Source organism: Mesorhizobium sp. M8A.F.Ca.ET.207.01.1.1, assembly GCF_004794715.1.
Lineage (GTDB): Bacteria > Pseudomonadota > Alphaproteobacteria > Rhizobiales > Rhizobiaceae > Mesorhizobium.
Genome location: NZ_SRUS01000272.1, coordinates 1 through 347, shown reverse-complemented (window position 1 = coordinate 347; position 347 = coordinate 1). Strand labels below are relative to the sequence as shown.

Annotated in this window: 1 protein-coding gene; it reads left to right on the top strand. The window is 67.7% G+C overall.

Going from position 1 to position 347, the window contains the following annotated elements; genetic code table 11:
* Positions 1–347 (top strand): LytTR family DNA-binding domain-containing protein (locus EN850_RS34500; RefSeq protein ID WP_210238048.1); only part of this gene is annotated, 347 nt, incomplete at both ends.

Genomic DNA, 347 nt, shown 5'->3' with positions numbered 1-347 from the left:
GTGCTGTGCGCGCGCCTGCGCGGCAGCCTGCGCCTGATTCCGCTGGACGACATCCACTACCTGCAGGCCGAGGAGAAGTACGTGGTGGTGCACCACGCGCGCGGCGAGGACCTGATCGAGGAATCGCTGAAGTCGTTGGAAGAAGAGTTCGCCAGCCGCTTCATCCGCATCCATCGCAACTGCCTGGTGGCACGCCACGAGCTGGTGGAACTGCGTCGCGGCTCCGGCGGGCAGGTGCAGGCCGCGCGGGACCACTCACAGATGCCGCAGTTCCTGCTTCAGCGTCGCCACGCAGCGGCGGCTCACTTCCAGCGGCTGCTTGCCATGCCGCAGCACCGCCTGCACCT